The following is a 20,838-nucleotide window of genomic DNA, read 5'->3' as shown; positions in this document are numbered from 1 at the left end:
CACTCGTGCGGGCCATTCCTCGCCCACGGGCTGCCCGGGCGGCTGTCCGCAGCGCAGAGTTACCCGCGTGCAGCGAACCAGATTCACCACGAAACTCCTGGTCGGGGTGGCCGTCACCGCCGTCTCCGGTTGTGTGTCGGTCGATCCGGAGGCGGGCCCGCGGCAGCCTTCGACGACGGAGAGCAGCAGACCGGCCCAGGACGTGTTCCCGCAGGTGGTGCAGCCGCCCGGGCGGGAGGCGCTGGAGACCATCGTGGAGCCGAGCCCTTCACCGGGCAGGCCCGCCTTCCCCGCGCCTCGCTCCTCCGCGGAGGCCCGGCGGGCCGGGCCTCCCCCGGCACCCCGGCCGCCGGAGCGGGCCGCGCCACCGCCCCGGCGGACCCCGCCCCGGCAGGTCCCGGTCATCCCTCCCGGCGTGCTGCCCGCCCTGCCGCAGGCCCGGGGCGGCGGCCTGCATGACGTGTGCGCGCTCGGCCGGGGGTACGGCGGCTGGCCCGGGGACAGCAGGGAGGCCCGGATCTGCGAGGAGACGTACGGGCGGTGAAGCCCGCCGGGGCCCGGGACGGCCGGGCTTTCGGACCGCCCCGGCATCCAGGCCGCCCCGGGCCCCGCATCCCCCGGGTCTCACACCCCCCGCATCCGCTCCTCCAGCCGCTCGATGGCGGCCCGCACTCCCCCGTCGTAACCGCTGTACGGGCCGGGTGCCCCACTCCCGCAGTCCTCCAGCGCATCCGCCGCGTCGCGGGCCTGGCGCAGGTGGATACGGGCCGCGTCGGGGCGCTGGAGCTTGACGTAGTCCGCCGCCAGGTTGAGGTGGAGCGAGGGGTAGAGCGCCTGGACCGCCAAGGAGTCCCGGTGCTCGGCCGGCCGCTCGCCGCTCAGCGCCTCGGCGGCCGTCAGCGCCCGCAGGTCCCAGGCGAGCTCGTCCCCGGGGTCGTCCTGGGTGTCGGCCATGTAGTGCGCGAGGGTGCAGCGGTGCAGGCCGTCACCGTCGGCGCCGAGCTCCGACCAGAGGAGGCCGAAGCGGTTGCGGGCCTCCTCCCGGTCACCGCCGTGGAGCAGCATGACCGCCTGGCCGATCCTGGTCATGACGGCGTCCTCGGACGCCTCCTGCTGCTCCACCACTGTGGTCTCCTCAGGCCCGTGCCGGCCGGTCGTGGTCCCGGTCCTTCCCGACGCTAGCGCCGGGCCGGGGCAATACGGCTGAGGCACGGGCTCCACGGCCCGGTCGGGCCTCAGCCGAGGTTCGGGATGCGCCAGTCGATCGGCTGGTGGCCCTGGGCCGCGACGGCCTCGTTGATCTGGGTGAAGGGCCGGGAGCCGAAGAACTTCTTCGCGGAGAGCGGGGAGGGGTGGGCGCCCTTCACCACGACGTGGCGCTCCTCGTCGATCAGGGGGAGCTTCTTCTGGGCGTAGTTCCCCCAGAGGACGAAGACGGCCGGGTCGGGCCGCTCGGCGACGGCGCGGATCACCGCGTCGGTGATCTTCTCCCAGCCCTTGCCCTTGTGGGAGTTGGCCTCCCCGCCGCGCACGGTGAGCACCGCGTTCAGCAGGAGCACGCCCTGTTCGGCCCACGGCATCAGATAGCCGTTGTCCGGGACGGGCAGGCCGAGCTCCTCCTGCATCTCCTTGTAGATGTTGCGCAGGGAGGGCGGCGTCTTCACGCCGGGCCGCACGGAGAAGCAGAGCCCGTGCCCCTGGCCCTCGCCGTGATACGGGTCCTGGCCGAGGACGAGGACCTTGACCTTCTCGTACGGCGTGGCATCGAGGGCGGCGAAGACCTGCTCGCGCGGCGGATAGACCGGCCCCTTGGACCGCTCCTCCTCGACGAAGTCCGCCAGCTCCTTGACGTACGGCTTCTGCAGTTCTTCGCCGAGGACGCCGCGCCAGGACTCGGGCAGCAGGTCGATATCGGTCACGTCCACAACCTCCGGTGAGCAACAGGTTCTTGATCCCAGAACCTACCGCCCGCCACTGACAACGGGCCCGGGGAGACCTGCTCCCCGGGCCCGCACACCTGCTGCCTGGTATCTGCTACCAGCTGGCCTTGCGGTACAACTCCCACATCTGCATGACGGTCTGCGGGTCAAGTGCGCGCTCGCCGCCGCCGATGTCCTCGCCGGAGGCGACGTACAACTTGCCCTGCCACAGCGGCAGCAGCCGGACGTCGTCGACGAGGATCTGCTGGGCCCGCTCGAACTGCTTGCTGACCGCGCCCCGGTCGCTCTCCTGCCGCGTGGCCGGGATGAGCTGCTGGGTGATCTCCTTGTTGCGGTACGGAGTTCCGGTGACGCTCTCCTCGCCGACGAACGGGGCGATGAAGTTGTCCGGGTCCGGGAAGTCCGGGAACCAGCCACGGCCGAAGACCGGGTACTCGCCCTGGGTGAAGCCCTCCTGGAAGGTCTTCCAGGGGGCGCTCTCCAGCGTGATGTCGAAGAGCCCCGTCTTCTCCAGCTGCCGCTCCAGCTCCTCGAACTCGGGCTGGGTGGAGGAGCCGTACCGGTCGGTGGTGTACCAGAAGGTCATCTTCACCGGCTCGGTGATGCCCGCCTCGGTGAGGATCTCCTTGGCCTTCTTCACGTCCGGGTCGCCGAAGGTGTCGAAGAAGCTGGTGGTGTGCCCGGAGATGCCCTTGGGGATCATCGAGTAGAGGGGTTCGGCGGTGCCCCGGTAGACCTTGGCGACCAGCGCGTCCCGGTCGACGATGTGGGCGATGGCCTTGCGGACCGCGGGCTTGGCGGCGGCCGGGTCCTTCGGGTTGAAGACCAGGAAGCGGATGTCCGCGCCGGTGGTCTCGATGATCTGGAGGCCGTCGTTGCCCTCCTTCTTGTCCTCCAGGCCGACGACCTCCTCGGCGGTCAGACCGCGGTAGGTGGCGTCGATCTCCTTGGCCTTGAGCGCGTTCACCATCTCGCTGGACTTCTCGAAGTACCGGATGGTGACCGCGTTGTTCTTCCGGTTGGCGAAGCCCTTGTAGTCGGGGTTCTTCGACAGCTCCGCGGAGACACCGCCCTCGTAGGAGTCCAGGAGGTAGGGGCCGGAGCCGGTGATCTTCCCGTCGTCGCGGATCTTGTCCTTGGGGTAGTCGCCGGGCGCGACCAGGGACATGGCGGGCGTGGCCAGGATGAACGGGAAGGTGGCGTCGGACTTGTTCAGGTGGAAGATGACGGTGTCGTCACCCTTGGTCTCGATCCGGTCGAGCGAGCCGAGCAGGCCGGCCGGGCCGCCCTTGAAGTGAATGTCCACGACCCGGTCGATGGAGTACTTCACGGCCGCGGCGTCGAGCTTCTCGCCGTTGGAGAACTTGAGGTTCTTCTTGAGCGTGCACCGGTAGGCCATGCTCGTGGCGTCGGTGAAGGTGCAGGTGTCGGCCGCGTCCGGCTCGGGGCTCGTACTGCCGGTGGGGAAGCTCATCAACGTCTGGTAGATGTTCCGCATCAGCTCCCAGGAGCCGTCCCAGGCCGCCGCCGGGTCCAGCGTGGACGGGGAGCTCGTCGTCCCGACGGTTATCTTCTGGTTCTCTTCCGATCCGCTGTCGGAAAGAAGACCGCAGCCGGCCAGCAGAGAAAGGGATGCTAGGGCTGCAGCGGCCTGCAGACTGGCCCGGTAGAACACGTGCACGCTCCTCGATCAGCCATGGGTCGGCAGACCATACCGCAGCGCCCCGCCGGGACAATCCGTCAGCCCGGCGGGGCACTTGAGTCAATCAGGGCCAAAACGGTTCAGGCTGCTCTCAGCCCACGCCGGCGTTGAGGAAAATTCCTCCGTCGACCACCAGGGTCTGTCCGGTGATCCAGTCCGACTGTGCCGAGGTCAGGAAGGCCGCGGCACCCCCGATGTCCTCGGGCACACCGAGCCTGCCGAGCGGATAGGCGGCGGCCGCCTCCGCTTCCCGGCCCTCGTAGAGCGCCTCGGCGAACTTGGTCTTGATCACGGCGGGGGCGATCGCGTTGACCCGGACGACCGGCGCGAACTCGTGCGCCAGCTGGGCGGTCAGGTTGATCATGGCCGCCTTGGACATCCCGTACGCGCCGATGAACGGCGAGGGGGCGACGCCGGCGACGGAGGCGATGTTGACGATCGCCCCGCCGTTCTCCCTCTGCCAGGCCTTCCAGGTCTGCTGGGCGAAGCCGAGCGCCGAGATCACGTTGGTCTCGTAGACCTTGCGGGCCACGTTGAGGTCGAGCTCGGCCATGGGGCCGAAGACCGGGTTGGTCCCCGCGTTGTTCACCAGGTAGTCGACCCGGCCGAACGCCTCCATGGTCCGCTCGACCGCAGCCGCCTGGTGGGACTCGTCGTGGGCCTTGCCGGGGATGGCGATGACCCGGTCGGCTCCGAGCCGCTCCACGGCCTCCTTGAGGGCGTCCTCGCCCCGCCCGGTGATGGCCACCCGGTCGCCGCGCGCGACGAGCGCCTCGGCGATCCCGTAGCCGATGCCCCGGCTCGCGCCCGTGATGAGGGCGACTTTTCCGCTGTCCTGCACCGTCATGTCGTTCGCTGCCCTTCGGGTCAGTTGAGGGGGCCGCCGGCCACGTAGATGACCTGGCCGGAGACGAAGCCGGCGTCGTCACCGGCGAAGAAGGCGATGGCGTTGGCGACGTCCTCGGGACGGCCGACGCGCTGGACCGGGATCTGGGTGGCGGCGGCCGCCTGGAACTCCTCGAAGCCCATGCCGACGCGGGCGGCGGTCTGCGCGGTCATCTCGGTGACGATGAAGCCGGGGGCGACGGCGTTGGCGGTGACGCCGAACTTGCCGAGCTCCTTGGCGAGGGTCTTGGTGAGGCCCTGGAGGCCCGCCTTGACGGCGGAGTAGTTGGCCTGGCCGCGGTTGCCGAGGGCCGAGGAGGAGGACAGCGAGACGATCCGGCCGAACTTGGCCTCCACCATGTGCGCCTGGACGGCCTTCGCCATCAGGAACGCGCCCTTGAGGTGGACGTTCATCACGATGTCCCAGTCGGACTCGCTCATCTTGAACAGCAGGTTGTCGCGGAGCACGCCCGCGTTGTTCACGAGGATCGTCGGGGCACCCAGCTCGGCGGCGACCCGCGCGACGGCGGCTTCCACCTGGGCGCTGTCCGACACGTCGCAGCCGACGGCGAGCGCGGTGCCGCCGGCGGCGGTGATCTTCTCGACGGTTTCCTTGCAAGCCGCCTCGTCGAGGTCGAGTACGGCGACGGCGCGGCCCTCGGCCGCCAGGCGTACGGCGGTGGCGGCGCCGATGCCCCGCGCCGCTCCCGTCACGATGGCGACGCGCTGCTCGGTGGTGGACATGCTTGGTTCTCCTCGCCCTTGGATAGCGGCTCAGCGGACGTCGTGGCCGTTCCCTGACAGAGAGACCCGATGGCTGAGCAACCGCTTAGTACCTTCAGCAGTCGAGACGCTAGAAGCCCTGGCACCCGGTGTCAACGGCGCGCGGCCCGGGGGGCCGCACGTCACACCGGGCGGCGACCCCCTCGTACCGGATTCAGCGCACCAGCAGGTCGAGCAGCCGCTCCACCTCACCGGCCGGGTCGGTGGTGAGCCCGGTGTGCACGGCCCCGGGCTGGACGACCGTGGAGCGCGGCGCGATCAGCCAGCGGAAGCGCCGCCCGGCGTCGTCACCGGCCGCCTGCCCGGCCCCCTCCCCGCCGCCGCAGACCCCTTCGACCGCGCGGAGGGCGGCCCGTACGCCCACCACGTCGGCGTACGGGTCCAGCGCCCTCAGCTTCGCCTCGTCCAGGTGCGTACGGGCGGCGACGAACGAATGGGCCCGGCAGTAGACGAGGACCCCGGCGTTGAAGCACTCCCCGCGCTCGACCCGGGGGACGACCCGCAGGAGCGCGTACTCGAAGACATCGCGGCGCGTCATCGGCCACCCTCCTGGCCGGTACGGGCGGCTGCCGCGGCGCGGTCCTCACCGGTCGGCTGAGGCCGGGGTGGCAGGCGTTCGGTGAGCCAGCCGGGGGCCTGGGAGGGCCGGTTCGGGGCCGGCGCGTCCAGGGTGATCCGCTCGTGGATGGTGGCGGCCCGCGCGAGCAGCGGCGCCACATAGGCCCGGCGCAGCTCGTCGGTGGAGGAGAACCCGGGCTCGTCCACCAGCCAGGCGTCCGGCACCTCGGCGGCCACCTCGGTGAGCAGCTCCTCGGTGACCAGCGGGGCGAGCTCGGCGGCCGCGGCGGCGATGTCCGGGGCGAAGGGGGCCAGCACATGGTCGGAGGCGTTGTACGGCTTCGCCGCCGAGGCCTCGGCGCCCGGCCAGTTGTGGTGCCAGATCATGGTGGCGCCGTGGTCGATGAGCCAGAGATCGCCGTGCCAGACCAGCATGTTGGGATTGCGCCAGGAGCGGTCGACGTTGTTGATCAGCGCGTCGAACCAGACGACCCGCCCGGCCTCGGCCGCACCCACCTCGTAGGCGAGCGGGTCGAAGCCGAGCGAGCCCGGCAGGTAGTCCATGCCGAGGTTCAGCCCGCCGCTCGCCTTGAGCAGCTCCTGCACCTCCTGGTCGGGCTCGGCGAGACCGATGACCGGGTCGAGCTCGATGGTCACCAGCTCCGGCACCCGCAGCCCGAGCCGCCGCCCCAGCTCCCCGCAGATGACCTCCGCGACGAGCGTCTTGCGGCCCTGGCCGGCCCCGGTGAACTTCATGACGTACGTGCCCAGGTCGTCGGCCTCGACGATTCCGGGGAGCGAGCCGCCCTCACGCAGGGGCGTGACGTAGCGGGTCGCGGTGACTTCGGTGAGCATGCGGCCAGGCTATCGGCCGCTCCCTCCGTGCCGCCCGCCGATAGCACCGCGCCCGGCGCGAACTACCTGCCGGTACTCCCGGATGTTATGGGGCGCTGACATTGGCGGACCGCCGCGGGCCCCTCCCATACTCCTGTGGACGGCAGGTTGACGGGCCACGAACAAGACGCGACCACCGGTCGGATCGACGGCCCGCCCCCTCCGGACCTCCCACACCTCCCACGCGAAGGACCTCCCATGCCCCTTTCCCGGCCCCTGCTCGCCGCGGGAATCGCCCTCGGCCTGGCCATCGCCGCTCCGGCCTTCACCGGCACCGCCACTGCCGCCCCGAACCCCATCGTCGGCGGCGGACAGGCCACCTCCACCTACTCGTTCATGGGGTCCATCCAGGTCAACGGCGGCCACTACTGCGGCGCCTCGCTCATCTCACCGGGATGGATGGTCACGGCCCTGCACTGTACGTACGGCAACGGCGCCCTCCCCGCGTCTGCGCTGCGCGTCCGGATCGGCTCCAACGACCACCTCAGCGGCGGCACCCTGGCCGGCGTCTCGCAGATCGTCCGGCCCTCCAGCAGCCAGAGCATGCCCGGCCAGGACATAGCCCTGCTCCGGCTCAGCAGCCAGGTCGCCAACACGCCCGTGCCGATCACCGCCTCCACCCCGCCCGACAACTCTGCCACCCGGCTGCTCGGTTGGGGCCAGACCTGCCCGCAGCGCGGCTGCTCCACCGGCGCACCCCGCTACCTCAAGCAGCTGGACACCAAGGTGCTGCCCGACAGCTCCTGCCTCGGCATGGTGAACAGCCGCGAGCTGTGCATCGCGGGCACCACCTCCAACACCGCCTGCTACGGCGACTCCGGCGGCCCGGCCCTGGTCAACCGGAACGGCCGCCTCGAACTGGCCGGCGCCACCAGCCGCAGCGGCTCCAACAGCAGCACCTGCGGCGTCGGCGGCGCCGTCTACACGGACCTGGCCTCCTGGCGGTCCTGGATCCAGCAGTACACCGGGGCGCTCTGAGCCCACATCCGTCCGGCGACCCGGGCCGCCAGGGCCCGGGCCGCCGAGCCGGAGCCGGGCGGAGGCGGCCCGGCGCACGCCGCCTCCGCCTGACCCCGATCCGCGTGGTCCACCGCGTCCACCTCGCCTCGTCCACCCCGCCGCCCTCGACCCCACGTCGACTCATGGACATGACATACGCGCGTGAACTAGCCTCAATCAGCCATGGACCTGGAACTGCGGCATCTCCGCATTCTGCTGGCGATCGCCGAAGCGGGCAGCCTGACCCGGGCGGCCGCCGCCCTGATGCTCTCCCAGCCGGCCATGACCACCCAGCTGCGGCGGATCGAGGCCTCGTTCGGCCAGCCGCTTTTCGAGCGCTCGGCCCGCGGAGTGGTGCCCACCCGGGCCGGCGAACTCGTCATCTCGCACGCCCGCTCCGCGGTGACCAGCGCCGACCGGATCCGCAGCTACCGGCTCCGGTCGGCCGACGGCCCCGAGCCGGTGACGGTCGGCGGCAGCTCCGGTCCGATGCTGAGCCACCTGACGCTCCATCTACCCGCGGCACTGAGCAACCCCGTGAGCTTCGTCCAGTTCGCCAGCACCGGGGAAGCCATGGACCAGGTCGCCAACCGGTCCATCGACGCGGCGTGCCTGGTCGACCTGGACGGCTTCGGTACGACGCCTCCCGACGGGGTCGCGGTCGACATCATCGGACTCGAACCCGTCGTCGTGATCCTCCCGGCCGGGCACCCCCTGGCCGCAAAGGACCGGATCGACCTCGCGGGCCTCGCCGACGAGACCTGGCTCCTGCCGCCGAACGACCCGGGCTGCGACGACTACGGGGCACTGGTCGACGCCTGCGCGGCGGCCGGATTCGTACCAAGGCTGTCACCGCACCGGATCGGCGACCTGAGCATCCTGTGCGACCTGGTCGCACAGGGCGTCGGCCTCACCCTGGCGCAGGGGTCGGCCCGGGCACGCGAGGGCGTGGCCATGCGAAGACTCACGGGCGACCCCCTGCTCGGAAGACATCTGCTGGCCCTGCACCGCGAATCCCCCCTCTTCGGCGCCCGCCCCCTGCTGCTCGGACTCGTCCGGGACGCCTTCGAGGCCCGCTGCGTCAGGTCGGACTGACCCGCCCGCAACCCCATGGCGCCACCCATCCATCCGCGTGATGGCCGATCGGCATGGGCCGGAACCGGCGGAACGCGCGCATACTTCCGACCGCGACACCTTGACAGAGCACCGTCAATTCCGATGTGACCCGGCACGCCCCCTCCCACGTACGTCCCAGCCCAGCGAAAGGACCAAGCCATGCCCCACTCCAAGTGGTTCGCCGCAGCAGGCACCGCCGCGGCGCTCACCATGATCATGGCCCCGGCGACGCACGCCGCGTCCGCTTCCCCACCGGCCGCGCCCGCCCGCGTCGCCGCGGTGACCACGCTCTACTACGACGACACCCGGGCCACCGGCTGGCAGTCGGCCGTCACCGCCGGCGTCGCCGCGTGGAACGCGAACGTCGGCAACGTGAAGCTGGCGAAAGCACGGCCCGGCACCCGCGCCGAGATCCAGATCGTCGCCACCAACGGCTGGCCGCAGGCCACGCTGGGCCCGGTCCGCCCCGGCGGCCAGGCCCGGGTGGAGCTCGGCAGCCTGGCCGTCTCGGAAGGGCACGACAAGACCCGCATCGCCGCCCATGAGATCGGTCACAACCTGGGCCTGCCGGACACCAAGCCCGGCCCCTGCTCCCAGCTGATGTCGGGCTCCAGCGCGGGCACCAGTTGCAGGAACTCCGTCCCCAACGCGACTGAGCGGTCCCGGGTCGAGTCCGCGTACGCCGGCCGTGCCGCCACACGCACACCGGCCGACGGCCGCGTACTGGTCGACGCGCCCTGACCAGGCGGGAGGGGTGGGCACCCACCCCTCCCGCGCCCGGCCCCAGGCTCCGCACCCGTCCGCTGAACACCCGCGCCCCGCTCTCCGTACCCATGGCCGAAGGACACACTCATGGATACCGATGAAGGGATTTGCCACGATGAGCGCAGCCCAGGAGCGCCGGACCCTCCTCGAACGCCGCACCGTCGTCCTGGCGGTGGGTGCGGCCGGGGCGGCCGCCGCACTCACCGCGTGCGGGGGTTCGGACGGGTCGGGTGGCGCGGAGTCGGTCGAGCAGCAGCCCGGGAGCAGCGGGGCGGGCGGGTCGGGTGGGGCCGTCCTGGCGAAGACCGCCGACATCCCCGAGGGCGGCGGGGTCGTCTTCGCCGCGCAGAAGGTCGTGGTGACCCAGCCGAGCGCCGGTGAGTTCAAGGCGTTCTCGGCCACGTGCACCCACCAGGGCTGTGCGGTCAAGGACGTGGTGGACAACGTCATCACCTGCCCCTGCCACAACTCGACGTTCGACGCGGCGACCGGCAGCCCGACCGCCGGGCCCGCCACCCAGCCTCTGCCCGCCCGGGAGATCTCGGTGGCGGGAGACTCGATCACCCTGGCGTAGAGGTCTGTGCCAGGTCAGGTCCCGGCGCGCCTGCGGGGCTCCTTCCAGCGGCCCAGGATGTCGTCGGTGGTGGTGACGGTGGCGACCAGGGCGAGCGTGTTGCGGATCATCGCGGGGGTGTACTCGGCGGGCACCCCCGCGATCGCGTCGGCCGGGACGACGGCCGTGTAGCCGAGGTTGACGGCGTCGAACACGGCGTTGGGGATCGCGACGTTGGCCGAGACCCCGGTGACGACGAGCGTGCGGCAGCCGAGGTTACGGAGGAGGGCGTCCACATCGGTCCCGGCGAGCGGCGAGAGCCCGTGCAGCCGCCGCACGACGAGATCCTCCTCCGCGACCTGGACGGGCGCCGCGACCCGTACGGCGGTGGTGCCGGTGTGCTGCTGTACGGGGAGCCGGGCGGCGGCGCGGAAGAGCCGGGCGTTGCGGTTGGCGCCGCGTCCGTCGGGGCGGCTCTCGGCGACGGCGTGCATGACCTGGACCCCGCTCTCGTGGGCGGCGGCGACCAGCCGGGCGATGTTGTCGAGGGCGCCCGAGGAGCGGGCGGCCGCGGCGAGTTCGGGCAGGGCGCTGTCCGGCCCCACGACCCCCTGCTGGCATTCGACGGTCAGCAGTACGGTGGTGTCGGGGGCCAGCAGCGCGGCGAGCCGTTCCTGGGATTCTCTGGACGCCACGGCGCTCCTCCTCCTTGTGGGCCTTCTCCCGTCCGGGGTCTGCCGCGCGGGGCGAGTGGCATTGCGCCGCACGGAAAGAGGCCCCATGCTTTCTGACAGATCGTCAGATGACAAGGGGAGGAACCCGCATGACCGACACCCAGCGCCGCGGTCGCCGGATCATGATGACCCCCGAGGAGCGGGACGCCTACCTCCGTGAGCAGCGCACCTGCCGGGTCGCCACGCTCGCCGCCGACGGCCCTCCGCACATCGGCGCGCTCTGGTTCGTCTGGGACGGCACCTCGCTCTGGCTGTACTCCATCACCCGCAGCCTGCGCTGGTCCCAGCTGCGCAAGGACCCGCGGATCGCCGTCGTGGTCGACGACGGCGTGGAGTACGACGAGCTGCGCGGCGTGGAGCTGTCCGGTACGGCGGAGTTCGTCGGCGAGGCGCCGCGTACGGGCGAGCCGTGCCCCGAACTCGACGTACCGGAGCGGCTGTTCCCCGTGAAGTACTTCGGGATGGAGGAGATGCCGCACGACGGCCGGCACGCCTGGCTGCGGCTCACCCCGGACGCCATCACCTCGTGGGACTTCCGCAAGCTGGCGGACCTGTCCCGGTAGTCACCCCGCCGTGGAGATCCCGGCCGCCACCCGTGCTCCCGCCGCCCGCAGCGACGCGACGGCGGCCCGGACGGAGGGGCGGCGGTCGGCGTCCGTGCGCCAGACGGCGTGGATGTGGCGGCGCATGGTCTGCCGCACCGGCACCAGGGCGACCCCCTCGGGAACGGGTCCACGGCCCAGTCGTGGTGCGACGCAGACGCCGAACCCAGCAGCGATGAGGGCGAGTTGCGTGTGGTGCTCTCCGGCGAGGTGGGAGATGCGCGGTTCGATGCCCCGGGAGCGCAGGGTGAACATGAGCCACTCGTAACAGAATTCGCCCTCGGGCCAGGAGACCCACTCGTCCTGGGCGAAGTCCTCCAGATCCACCTCTGCACGGCCGGCCAACGGGTGCCCGGCCGGCATGGCGATATCCGGTGCGTCCTCCAGGAGTTCGGCCTTGGCCAGGCCGCCGGGCACGGGAAGCCGCTTGTTGCTCCAGTCGAGCACCACGGCCACGTCGACATCGCCCCGCAGCACCGCCTGGAGCCCCTGCTCCGGCTCCAGCTCCCGCGTACGCACTCTCAGTTCGGGATGGTCCACGCGCAGGGCGGTGAGCGTGGCGGGCAGCAGTCCGCGCGCCGCCGTGGGAAACGCCGAGAGCGTCACCTCGCCGACCACCTCGCCGCGCTGGGCCTCGATGTCGGACTGGGCCAGCTCGACCTGCGACAGGATCCGTGCGGCGTGGTCCGCGAGCAGCCGGCCCGCGTCGGTGAGGCGGACGCCGCGCCCGTGCCTGGCGAGCAACTGCTGCCCGACCTCGCGCTCCAGCTTGGCCATCTGCTGCGAGACCGCCGACGTGGTGACATGCAGCCCCCCGGCGGCTCCGCTCACAGAGCCGTGCCGGGCGAGGGCGTCCAGGGTGCGCAGCCGCTCCAGATTCAGCATGTCCGCTCCCGGCTCAACATGTCCGCTCCCGATTCACGATGTCCGCCCCACGTTCAACATGTAAGCGATGCTACGCGAACCAGCACAGAAACTCTCGCTTGTTCTTATCAATGCTGTTCGTCATCGTTGAGCCATGAGCGTCCCCTGCCAGCAGCCCGCCGCCCCTCCGGCCGCCTCCGTACCCCCTTTCACACCCGCTCCCGCCACCCGGCGCCCGGCCGTAGACTGGCGGATCCGGTTCGCCGCGCTCTCCCTGATCTGGGGGTTCAGCTTCCTGCTCATCAAGGTGGGCACCCAGGGGTTCGCGCCGTTCCAGGTCACGCTCGGCAGGCTGCTGGCCGGGACCGCCGTCCTGGCCGTCGCGATGGCGATGCGCCGTGAGCGGCTGCCGCGCTCGGCCCGGACCTGGGGGCACATCACCGTGGCGGCGTTCTTCCTCAACGCGCTGCCGTTCTCCCTCTTCTCCTACGCCGAGCTGACGATCCCCTCCACCCTCGCGGGCATCTGCAACGCGACCTCACCCCTGTGGGGCATGGCCCTCTCGGTGGTCGCCCTCTCCGAGGACCGCCCGACCCGCCGCCGCGTCGCCGGCCTGGGCGTCGGCTTCCTCGGGGTGCTGACCGTCCTGGGCGCCTGGCAGGGCTTCTCCGGCCTGGACCTGCCAGGTACGGGGATGGCGCTGCTGGCCTCGTTCAGCTACGCGGTCGGCTGGATCTACGTCCGCCGTACGCTGGCCGGGACCGGCTCCTCGACGCTGACGCTCACCGGCAGCCAGCTCTTCATCGGGACGCTGCAACTGGCCGTGGTCACACCGGTGTTCACCTCCGCACCGGACACGTTCCCCCTGCTGCCCACGCTGTCGGTCCTGGCGCTCGGAGCACTCGGCACGGGGCTTGCGGTGCTGCTCCAGTACGGGCTGGTCCAGGAGGTCGGACCGACGACCGGGCAGATGGTCACCTACTTCATCCCGGTGATCGCCACCGCCGCGGGCGTCGCCCTGCTCGGCGAGCAGCTGACCTGGAACACCCCGGTGGGCGCGGTGATCGTGCTGGCCGGGGCGGCGCTCACCCAGAGCCGCCCGTCGGCCACCACCGCCGCCCGGACCCGTACGGCGGGCGACCGGACGAAGCGCCTCAGCCGCACGTGACCGGCAGGCACCGCATGTGACCGGCAGGCACAGCACAGCACCGCACCGCACCGCACAGCACCGCACTTCAGCCGTACGTCACCGGCCGCGCCGGCCCCGCCGCAGCCGCCACCGCGTCCGCCAGCGGCCCGATGTCCGCCGTGGTCAGCGGGGACACCGTGAGCCGCACCGCCTGGGGCGTGCCCATCCGGAAGCGCGCTCCGGGGGCCACGGCCCAGCCCGCGTGGAGCAGCCGGGCGATGGCCCCGGTCTCGTCGCTGACGGGCACCCACACGTTCATCCCGCTGCGCCCGTGGGCCGCCACCCCGCGCTCCGCCAGCGCGTGCACGAGGGCGTCGCGCCGCTCCCCGTAGGACCGGGCGACAGCGGCGGTGTCGACGGCCTCCGAGGTCCACAGGTGGAGTACGGCACGCTGGAGCAGCCGGCTGACCCAGCCGGGCCCCAGCCGCTGCCGGCCCGTCACCCGGTCGACCGTGACCGCGTCGCCGGTGAGGACGGCGACCCGCAGGTCGGGGCCGTACGCCTTGGCCGCCGACCGGACGAACGCCCAGTGGTCCGTGGTCCCGGCCAGCGGGTGCAGCGGCAGGTCGACGATGGCGTGGCCGTGGTCGTCCTCGATCAGCAGCACGCCCGGGTTGCGGGCGAGCACGGCCTTGAGCTCCCGGGCCCGGCCGGCGCTCACCGAGGCACCGGTCGGGTTCTGCGCCCGGTCGGTGACGACGAGCGCCCGCGCCCCGGCCCGCAGCACCCGCTCCACATCCGCGACGAGCGGCCCCTCGTCGTCCACCCCGACCGGCACGGCGTGCAGCCCGAGCGCCGGTACGAGGTCGAGGACGCTGCCCCACCCCGGGTCCTCCACCGCCACCGCGTCGCCCGGCCTCAGGTGCGCCGCGAGCACCCTCTCGATGGCGTCGAGGGCTCCGGATGTCACCGCGACCGGCCCCTCGGGCACCCCGTCGGCGTCCATCGCGGTACGCGCGTACGCGGCGAACTCCAAGACCACGGGCGCCTCTCCGTACAGCCCCGGGCTCTCCGCGTGGACCGCGGCGGCCGCGGCGAGCGCCGGGCCGAGCTCCGGCAGCAGGGCCGGATCGGGGTTGCCCTCGCCGAGATCACGTACGCCCGGCGGAGCCTCGATGCGCAGGGAGCCGCGCGACGTGCTGGCCGGACGCGGCCGCACCCGGCTCCCCCGGCGGCCCGCCGTCTCGATCACTCCGCGCTCGCGCAGCGTCCGGTAGGCGGCCGCCACCGTGTTCGGGTTGACCTCCAGCCGCTCGGCCAACTCCCGCATGGGGGGCAGCACATGACCGGGCGGGAGGTCTCCGGAACCGACCCCGCGCTCCACACTGGCGGCAATCTCCGATGCGCGCCGCCCACTGATCCGATACTCTCCTAGCACAAACAACAGTATGCACTAGTGCAATGAGATCCGCAACGGGAGTACGCCATGCAGGACACCGCACCGCCCACCACCACGGGCCCCGGCGTCGCCGCCCCCTACACGCCCACCGCCCGCACAGTGCCCACCCGGGCCAAGGAGCGCGCCTCCTACGACCGGGAGCTGGTCCACTCGATACTCGACGCGGCCTACCTCTGCCACCTCGGCTTCGTCCGGGACGGGGCGCCGGTCGTGCTGCCGACCATGTACGGCCGGGTCGGGGAGCGCCTGTTCGTCCACGGGTCGACCGGCTCCCGCCCGTTGCGGACCGCCCGGGCGACGGACCCGGGGCTGCCGGTCTGTCTGACCGTCACCCATGTCGACGCGCTGGTGCTGGCCCGGTCCGCCTTCCACCACTCGCTGAACTACCGCTCCGTGGTGGTCCACGGCACCGCCGTCACGGTGACCGACCCCGAGGAGCGGCGCATCGCCCTCGACGCGATCGTCGACCAGGCCGTCCCCGGCCGCTCCCGGGACGCGCGCCCGGCCAACGCCAAGGAGCTGGCCGCCACGGCGGTGATCCGGCTGGACCTGGACGAGGTCTCGGCGAAGGTGCGCACCGGCGGCCCCAACGACGAGCCGGAGGACCTCACCCTCCCCCACTGGACCGGGATCGTGCCGCTCACCCGGGGCTACGCGCAGCCGGTCCCGGCGGACGACCTGGACCCGGCCATCGGCGTACCGGACTACCTCCGCGCGCTCTGATCCGGAGCCATCCGGGGAGGGGCGGGCCCCGCCTCGACGGCCGGCCCCGGCCCTCCCCCGCCACTCCGCTACACAGCCACCGCCTCGCCCTCCCTCCGGCGCGTGGCCGAGGCGCCCCGCGCCTCGGCCAGGGCGAGCCCGGCCACGGCGGTCAGCAGGAGCAGGGTGCCGAGGACGGTGGCCGCCGTCAGTCGCTCCCGCAGGACGGTCACCGCGATGAGCGCGGCGCTCACCGGCTCCAGGAGCATGATCACGGAGACGGTGGCCGAGCGGACGGCGGCGGCCCCCGCGAAGTACAGCGCGTACGCGAGCGCGGTGGGCACCGCCGCCACGTAGACGAGCAGCCACAGCACCTGGCCCGTCTCGGCGGTGTGCGGCACGAGGCCCTCGGCCGCGGCCATGGGCAGCAGCCCCACCGCCCCGATGCCGAACGCCCAGGCGCTGGTGGTCAGCGCGTCACCGCCGCCGCCGTCCCGCCCCAGCCATCGGGTGAGCAGGGTGATCGCCGCGTACCCGGAGGCGGACAGGAGCGCGAGCAGCACCCCGGCCGGGACGATGTCGCCGCCCTCTCCGCCCAGGACCAGCACGGCCAGTCCGGCGAGCGCCCCGGTCACGGCAGCCAGGCCGCCCTTGCCGAGGCGTTCGCCCAGCATCAGCCGTGCGCCGACGGCGATCAGGACAGGCCCGGCGCCGAGGGTGACGACGGTGCCCACGGCGAGGCCGGTGAGGTCCACCGCCGCGAAGTAGGCGCTCTGGAACACGGTGAGACCGACCCCCGTGCCGAGGATGCGCAGCAGCCGGCGACGCCGGGGCTCGGTCTGCCGGGGTGCCCGGCGGGGACGTACGGCGAGCGCCCCGGCCAGCAGGACGAGGCCGCCGACGCAGCGCCAGAAGGACAGGGCGAGGGGACCGAGATCGCTGACCCGGAAGATCAGGGAGGCGGCCGCACCTGCGGTGCCCCAGGCGACACCGGCGATGACGAGATACAGCAGGCTCCGCCCGACGGGCAGCGCGGAAACAGCGGGAAGGGACATAGGACCGCTCCAGAGGAGGACAGGGTGGTGGTCGCTCGGCTCCGCACGCGGGCAGCGACGAACCGCTCGGGGACTGCCCGAGCCCGGTCTTCGTCAGGAGTGGCCGCCCGCGCTAGGCGGCAGGCGGCGGCAGCACAGTCAGATGCATGATCGGCACACTAATGCGAGGCCCGCCCGGCGGACAACTCGCTCTCCCCGGCGGCGGCCGCCGCACCCGCGCCCGCGGCGACGGGCCCGGACGGCGGTTTGGGGGCGGACGACTGGGCGATGAACGCACCGGTCAGGACGGTGAAACCGCCGATGAGCTGCGGGGCGGAGAGGTGTTCGCCGAGCAGCACCCAGGCCAGCACGGTCGCGATGACCGCCTCCAGGCAGGCCACGACCCCGGCAACCTGCGGCGACAGCATCCGGACGGAGACGACGCCGGTGCCGTACGCGAGCACGGTGGCGATCAGCACGATCCAGCCGAGCAGGACCCAGGCGGGGACCCCGGTGCCGTTCATCCCGGCGGTACCGCCGAGCAGCGACCAGTCCATGCCCCACGGGCGCGCCACGACGGTGAGGACGAGGGCACCGACGATCAGTCCGTACGCGATGACACCGAGCGGAGGCGGAGGTTCGACGCTCCCGCCGTCGCCGCCCTTGCCCTCCCTGCCCTCCCGGCCCTTGGCCTCCTGGCCGCCATGATCGGAGAGGACGAAGTAGCCGACCTGGCAGCAGGCGGCGCCGAGGGCGAGCAGCAGCCCGAGGGCGTCGAAGCTGAGCCCGGCCCAGACCTCGACGACGCAGGCGAGGCCGCCGACCGCCAGGACCACGCCGAGTGCGGCGGCCCGGGTGACGGGCCGGCGCTGCACGAACCGGACCCAGCCGAGGACCAGCGCGGGCGCCAGATACTCGACGAGGAGCGCGACACCGACCGGGATACGGGAGATGGCGGCGAAGTAGCAGGCCTGCACACCGGCCACGGCGAAGAGCCCGAACCCGGCGAGCAGGGCGGGCCGTTCACGTACCAGGTTCCGGTGGCGCCAGGCGACCGGCAGCATGATGAGCGCGGCGCCCGCCACCCGGAGCCACACCACGTGCAGCGGGTCGAGCCCCGCCTCGATCAGTGGCTTGGCGGCGACCCCCGAGCCGCCGAAAGCGAAGGCCGAGAGGAGGGCGAGCCCCAGGCCGGCGCTTCGTTTCTGAGTACCCCGAGACGCGTGCATCGGCACATCATGACAGCAGCCGACAGCAGCGTCACCTCTGTGACACCTGTCGAGACGCGCAGGCGGTACGCACCCCGCTCAGGCCCCCCATATCACCTCGGCCACAAGACACAGCCCCCTACCGAGACACCTCCGCCGTACGCTCCACCGCGCGCCCCGACAGCCACCGCGCGTCCACGCCCGCCCGGCCCAGCACCTCCACCGCACGGCACTCGCCGTCGGCGGCCAGGGCGGCGAGGAGATCCAGCCCGCGGGCGCGCGGCTCCCCGCGCAGCCCGGCACGGTGCAGCGCGTCCTCCATCGCGGTGGCGGCCGACGGCGACCAGCCCTCCGCGGCCGGGTCCCGTACGACGTCCGCGGCCGGGTGCCCTACGACGGGAACGGCGCCCGAGTCCTCCACCGACCCCTGCCAGCGGAGCCCGTAACCGATGCTGCGCTGTACGAGGTAGCCGAGCACCTTCGCCAGCTGCGGTCCGCCGTCGAAGGCCTCGCGGACCTCGGGGTCGCTCTCGATGAGGGAGTGCAGCAGGTGGGCGGTGTCGATCTGCCGGTCGCCGTCCCGCAGCGCACGCCGGCGCGCACCCGTCACCACCGAGGCCAGTTCGACGGTGAGTCCGGCGTCGGCGTCGACGGGGTTCGGGGTGGGCTGTTCGGGGATCCTCGGCGTCCGGTTTTGCACTACTCCACCCCATCAGTCCCCGGGCGGCGAAGCATCGGCGGAGCGGCCCATTCACGCGTCCCACCCAAGTTGGGTACACCGGAGCGCCCCCTCATCCCTGCGGATGAGATCGCGCCATGGCGTACAACCATCGCCTTCAAGAGGGCGCGCCGCCTTGCGCCGCACTCCCCTTGGCAACCGTCACCCCCCGCGCGTACGTCACTGATGGCACACGGCACGTAACAACACGCATCGGCTCCGGGCGGAGGAAACCAAGGGTGTTCTGGATGGTCGCTCTGCTCGCCCTGGACGGGATGCAGTACGTCTACCGCGTGTACGCACCGGACGACGCCCTGCCCGCCGATCTGTTCTGGGCCGCTTTCCACTGCCACGACGAAGGCCCGCATCCGCGCGCGTCGGACCGGTTCGACGCGGCGGAGATCTGGCGGAACCCGGCAGCGCCAGCGAATCTGACGGTTCATCAGCATTGAATGTTGGAGCTGCCGCCGTTACGTTCCGCTCCACCGGAACCGGATGAACCAGGGGTGGTCGCATGGCCGAAGTCAGCGCCGAGGCGCGCATCGAAGCACCCGCCGGGAAGGTCTGGGCGCAGCTGACGGACTTCTCGTCGTACGGCGAGTGGAACGCCACCCACACCAGCTTTCCCAAGGGCGGCCCCGCTCCCCTGGAGCTCGGGGCCACCTACGAGGAGAACATGAAGCTCATGGGCTTCCCCGCCGAAGTGGTGTGGACGGTCGACGAGCTGGAGGCCGGCCGGCTGCTGACGACCCGGGGCAAGGGCCCGATGGGGGTCAACCTGGCCATGCGTTACGCCCTGGCACCGGCCCAGGACGGGGGCGCCACCACGGTCCGCATCGAGGGCGAGTTCACCGGTGCGGCGGTCTCACTGATGGGCGGCAAACTCAAGGACTCCGCGACGGCGGCGCTCCAGGAGTCCCTGCGCAAGCTCGACGGCCTGGTCACACCCTGACACCCACCGCACGCACGCCGAAGGGGCCCGCTCGGAGCGGGCCCCTTCGGCATCGGCGGCGGGACCACCGACTCAGTGCTCGTCGGCAAGAATCAGGTACAGCTTCTTACGGGCGTCGTTGATGACGGTCAGCGCCTTCTGCCGCTGATCGGCGGAGCCGGTCTTCCAGACCTGCCCGAACGCCTCCATCAGACCGAATCCGGCCTGGCGGATCTCGTTCACGCCCTCCCAGTCCGCACCGCGCCCGACCTCCTCCCAGGGAGCCTCGGGGCCGGACTCGGCCTCACCGCGCCCGGAGTCGGTGAGCGTGAACAGCTTCTTGCCGCCCTCGCTCGCGCTGACGATCAGCCCTTCGTCCTCCAGCAGCTGGAGCGTCGGGTAGACCGAACCGGGGCTGGGCTTCCACGCCCCGCCACTGCGCTCGCCGATCTCCTGGATCATCTCGTAACCGTGCATCGGCCGGTCCTTCAGCAGGGCCAGGATCGACGCGCGCACATCACCGCGCCGCGCCCTTCCCCGGCCTCCGCCCCGGCCGCGCCCGCCACCGAAGGGACCACCGCCGAACGGCGGCCCGAACGGCCCGAAGGCGGCCCGGCGGCCGTCGTGGCCGCCCCGACCGTGATGACCCTGATGACCGGGCCCGAAATGCCCCGGTCCGTGCTCATGCTCGTGCCCGTATCCGTGTGAACGCATCGCTACGCTCCTTCCATCGTTGATCTGTCGCGATGCGTCAACGATATATCGGAAGCTATCGTCTGGCAAGAAGCTGCCACGACGGCCGCCGCCGCCCGCACGGCCTGCCCCGCCCACACAGCCGGTCCCGGCCGAACTCGCCTGTCGCCTCCCGCCGCCGCGCGCTAGCGTTCGGGCCGACGAGTGAGCCACGAGGGAAGCGGTGAGGCATGCCCGGTCGTCCGAGCGCGCGTTGACGTCCTAGGCCGAGACCGGCCCGTCATCGCGTGCTGCCCCTGAGGTCGCGGCACAGCGAGCCCTTCACCCCGCCCCTAGGGCGCGCCTTCGCGCGCCCTGGCCGGCGGTCCTCGTTCCGGCCAACCCCAGGGGTCTTTGTGCCATCCCCCTCCCCCAACTGCTCCGCTCCGGGGTCCGCCCCGCTCGGCTCGCTGCTCGGTGGCTTCCTCGCGCAGGGGTGGGGGCTGCGCACCAGCCTCCTGGTGACGGCGGCGGGCATGATGCTGTCACCGGCCGTGATGGCCGCGTCCCCACCACCCCGGAAGTGCGGC

At 72.2% G+C, this 20,838-nt stretch carries 24 protein-coding genes and 1 pseudogene; 11 read left to right on the top strand and 14 right to left on the bottom strand.

What is annotated here, in order from left to right:
- The first annotated feature begins 67 nt into the window (after positions 1-67).
- Positions 68-544, top strand: a complete 477-nt coding sequence (locus tag R2B67_RS31970; RefSeq protein ID WP_317822959.1) for a hypothetical protein — start codon at positions 68-70, stop codon at positions 542-544.
- Positions 545-624: 80 nt separating this feature from the next.
- Here R2B67_RS31970 and R2B67_RS31965 read toward each other — a convergent pair whose 3' ends face one another.
- The 7 genes from R2B67_RS31965 to R2B67_RS31935 all read right to left on the bottom strand — a co-directional run bounded on the left by R2B67_RS31965 (position 625) and on the right by R2B67_RS31935 (position 6,723).
- Positions 625-1,125 carry a hypothetical protein gene (locus tag R2B67_RS31965; RefSeq protein WP_317822958.1) on the bottom strand — a complete coding sequence of 167 codons (501 nt, stop codon included), beginning with the start codon at positions 1,123-1,125 and terminating at the stop codon, positions 625-627.
- 110 nt (positions 1,126-1,235) lie between these two features.
- Positions 1,236-1,919, bottom strand: coding sequence for a uracil-DNA glycosylase (locus R2B67_RS31960; protein WP_237324830.1), 684 nt, complete (start codon positions 1,917-1,919; stop codon positions 1,236-1,238).
- Between the two features lie 115 nt (positions 1,920-2,034).
- Positions 2,035-3,615, bottom strand: coding sequence for an ABC transporter substrate-binding protein (locus R2B67_RS31955; RefSeq protein WP_317822955.1), 1,581 nt, complete (start codon positions 3,613-3,615; stop codon positions 2,035-2,037).
- A 118-nt stretch (positions 3,616-3,733) separates the two neighbouring features.
- Positions 3,734-4,489: an SDR family oxidoreductase gene (locus R2B67_RS31950; RefSeq protein ID WP_317822953.1), complete on the bottom strand. Its 756-nt coding sequence runs from the start codon at positions 4,487-4,489 to the stop codon at positions 3,734-3,736.
- A 20-nt stretch (positions 4,490-4,509) separates the two neighbouring features.
- Positions 4,510-5,271 (bottom strand): 3-oxoacyl-ACP reductase FabG, encoded by a 762-nt coding sequence (gene fabG / locus R2B67_RS31945; RefSeq protein ID WP_317822952.1) that lies wholly within the window; start codon positions 5,269-5,271, stop codon positions 4,510-4,512.
- Positions 5,272-5,464: 193 nt separating this feature from the next.
- Complete coding sequence (locus R2B67_RS31940) at positions 5,465-5,848, bottom strand: DUF3037 domain-containing protein (RefSeq protein WP_317822951.1); 384 nt, start codon at positions 5,846-5,848, stop codon at positions 5,465-5,467.
- Positions 5,845-6,723: a HipA family kinase gene (locus R2B67_RS31935; protein WP_317822950.1), complete on the bottom strand. Its 879-nt coding sequence runs from the start codon at positions 6,721-6,723 to the stop codon at positions 5,845-5,847. The genes R2B67_RS31940 and R2B67_RS31935 overlap by 4 nt, the downstream gene beginning before the upstream one ends.
- 237 nt (positions 6,724-6,960) lie before the next feature.
- Here R2B67_RS31935 and R2B67_RS31930 point away from each other — a divergent pair, with 237 nt between their 5' ends.
- The 4 genes from R2B67_RS31930 (at position 6,961) to R2B67_RS31915 (ending at position 10,216) form a co-directional block, all read left to right on the top strand.
- Positions 6,961-7,740, top strand: a complete 780-nt coding sequence (locus R2B67_RS31930; RefSeq protein ID WP_237324833.1) for a S1 family peptidase — start codon at positions 6,961-6,963, stop codon at positions 7,738-7,740.
- Positions 7,741-7,944: 204 nt separating this feature from the next.
- Entirely contained in the window at positions 7,945-8,856 is a 912-nt protein-coding gene (locus tag R2B67_RS31925) for a LysR family transcriptional regulator (RefSeq protein WP_317822948.1), read from the top strand.
- A 180-nt stretch (positions 8,857-9,036) separates the two neighbouring features.
- Positions 9,037-9,618 (top strand): snapalysin family zinc-dependent metalloprotease, encoded by a 582-nt coding sequence (locus tag R2B67_RS31920; RefSeq protein WP_317822946.1) that lies wholly within the window; start codon positions 9,037-9,039, stop codon positions 9,616-9,618.
- A 139-nt stretch (positions 9,619-9,757) separates the two neighbouring features.
- Entirely contained in the window at positions 9,758-10,216 is a 459-nt protein-coding gene (locus R2B67_RS31915; RefSeq protein ID WP_317822945.1) for a Rieske (2Fe-2S) protein, read from the top strand.
- A 14-nt stretch (positions 10,217-10,230) separates the two neighbouring features.
- Here the strand turns inward: R2B67_RS31915 and R2B67_RS31910 are convergent, their stop codons facing one another.
- Positions 10,231-10,890 (bottom strand): cysteine hydrolase family protein, encoded by a 660-nt coding sequence (locus R2B67_RS31910; protein ID WP_317822944.1) that lies wholly within the window; start codon positions 10,888-10,890, stop codon positions 10,231-10,233.
- A gap of 128 nt (positions 10,891-11,018) precedes the next feature.
- On the opposite strand from R2B67_RS31910, the gene R2B67_RS31905 reads away from it, so the two are divergent.
- Positions 11,019-11,492 (top strand): pyridoxamine 5'-phosphate oxidase family protein, encoded by a 474-nt coding sequence (locus R2B67_RS31905; RefSeq protein ID WP_317822943.1) that lies wholly within the window; start codon positions 11,019-11,021, stop codon positions 11,490-11,492.
- On the opposite strand, the gene R2B67_RS31900 is transcribed toward R2B67_RS31905, so the two are convergent.
- Positions 11,493-12,416, bottom strand: coding sequence for a LysR family transcriptional regulator (locus tag R2B67_RS31900; RefSeq protein ID WP_317822941.1), 924 nt, complete (start codon positions 12,414-12,416; stop codon positions 11,493-11,495). It abuts the gene before it with no gap.
- 133 nt (positions 12,417-12,549) lie between these two features.
- Between R2B67_RS31900 and R2B67_RS31895 the strand changes: the two genes are divergently transcribed.
- A complete protein-coding gene (locus tag R2B67_RS31895; RefSeq protein ID WP_317822939.1) occupies positions 12,550-13,563 on the top strand; it encodes a DMT family transporter in 1,014 nt (337 codons plus the stop codon).
- A gap of 67 nt (positions 13,564-13,630) precedes the next feature.
- On the opposite strand, the gene R2B67_RS31890 is transcribed toward R2B67_RS31895, so the two are convergent.
- Entirely contained in the window at positions 13,631-14,962 is a 1,332-nt protein-coding gene (locus R2B67_RS31890; protein WP_317822935.1) for an aminotransferase class I/II-fold pyridoxal phosphate-dependent enzyme, read from the bottom strand.
- Between the two features lie 48 nt (positions 14,963-15,010).
- Between R2B67_RS31890 and R2B67_RS31885 the strand changes: the two genes are divergently transcribed.
- On the top strand, positions 15,011-15,706 hold the full coding sequence (locus R2B67_RS31885; RefSeq protein ID WP_317822926.1) for a pyridoxamine 5'-phosphate oxidase family protein: 696 nt from the start codon (positions 15,011-15,013) through the stop codon (positions 15,704-15,706).
- A 68-nt stretch (positions 15,707-15,774) separates the two neighbouring features.
- Here the strand turns inward: R2B67_RS31885 and R2B67_RS31880 are convergent, their stop codons facing one another.
- The 3 genes from R2B67_RS31880 to R2B67_RS31870 all read right to left on the bottom strand — a co-directional run bounded on the left by R2B67_RS31880 (position 15,775) and on the right by R2B67_RS31870 (position 18,627).
- Positions 15,775-16,740: a DMT family transporter gene (locus R2B67_RS31880; RefSeq protein ID WP_317822924.1), complete on the bottom strand. Its 966-nt coding sequence runs from the start codon at positions 16,738-16,740 to the stop codon at positions 15,775-15,777.
- Between the two features lie 158 nt (positions 16,741-16,898).
- A complete protein-coding gene (locus tag R2B67_RS31875; protein WP_317822918.1) occupies positions 16,899-17,948 on the bottom strand; it encodes an EamA family transporter in 1,050 nt (349 codons plus the stop codon).
- A gap of 118 nt (positions 17,949-18,066) precedes the next feature.
- On the bottom strand, positions 18,067-18,627 hold the full coding sequence (locus tag R2B67_RS31870; RefSeq protein WP_317822914.1) for a Clp protease N-terminal domain-containing protein: 561 nt from the start codon (positions 18,625-18,627) through the stop codon (positions 18,067-18,069).
- 257 nt (positions 18,628-18,884) lie between these two features.
- Between R2B67_RS31870 and R2B67_RS31865 the strand changes: the two genes are divergently transcribed.
- Positions 18,885-19,097, top strand: coding sequence for a hypothetical protein (locus tag R2B67_RS31865; RefSeq protein ID WP_018516162.1), 213 nt, complete (start codon positions 18,885-18,887; stop codon positions 19,095-19,097).
- Between the two features lie 62 nt (positions 19,098-19,159).
- On the top strand, positions 19,160-19,597 hold the full coding sequence (locus R2B67_RS31860) for a type II toxin-antitoxin system Rv0910 family toxin (protein ID WP_317822900.1): 438 nt from the start codon (positions 19,160-19,162) through the stop codon (positions 19,595-19,597).
- Positions 19,598-19,669: 72 nt separating this feature from the next.
- Here R2B67_RS31860 and R2B67_RS31855 read toward each other — a convergent pair whose 3' ends face one another.
- Positions 19,670-20,290, bottom strand: coding sequence for a PadR family transcriptional regulator (locus tag R2B67_RS31855; protein ID WP_317822896.1), 621 nt, complete (start codon positions 20,288-20,290; stop codon positions 19,670-19,672).
- A gap of 407 nt (positions 20,291-20,697) precedes the next feature.
- Here R2B67_RS31855 and R2B67_RS36090 point away from each other — a divergent pair.
- Positions 20,698-20,829 (top strand): annotated as a pseudogene (locus tag R2B67_RS36090) (MFS transporter); the annotation flags it as partial.
- Positions 20,830-20,838: the final 9 nt, after the last annotated feature.

Source organism: Streptomyces cyaneofuscatus (assembly GCF_033109485.1).
Lineage (GTDB): Bacteria > Actinomycetota > Actinomycetes > Streptomycetales > Streptomycetaceae > Streptomyces > Streptomyces cyaneofuscatus.
Note: the sequence above shows the minus strand (reverse complement) of the source record. Positions and strands in the feature narration are given on the sequence as shown.